The sequence below is a fragment of the Aquibacillus halophilus genome (assembly GCF_009649745.1).
Taxonomy (GTDB): Bacteria; Bacillota; Bacilli; order Bacillales; family Amphibacillaceae; genus Aquibacillus; species Aquibacillus halophilus.
In genome coordinates this window covers 1-281 of the sequence record NZ_WJNG01000048.1, presented here as the reverse complement: position 1 = coordinate 281, position 281 = coordinate 1, and the positions used below count along the sequence as shown (strand labels likewise).

The 281-nt window shown below is 39.1% G+C and carries 1 pseudogene; it reads right to left on the bottom strand.

Annotated features, from left to right (window positions below):
- A pseudogene (locus GH741_RS22540) lies at positions 1 to 235 on the bottom strand (Crp/Fnr family transcriptional regulator); the annotation flags it as partial.
- Between the last annotated feature and the right edge of the window lie 46 nt (positions 236 to 281).

Here is a 281-nt window from a genome sequence, read left to right as displayed (position 1 = left end):
TAAATAGTCCTGCATTTGGAAGTGCTACTGTTTCTAAGAATGCTGCCCACCAGCCTTGAACGGCAGGATGCTCACCAGTTGCTTTTCCAATTGCGCCGTGTAAGAATCCTGTTGCATCAAATTCTCCACCAGTAATTTTCACCCAACCACCTGTGATCCAAGCATAGCCAAGATAGATACGAATAATTGCTAACACTCCAGCTACAATAGTATTTCTTCTTAATAATTCAAACATGTTGATCCACTCCCATTTTTTAATTTTATTTGTTCAACAATTCACA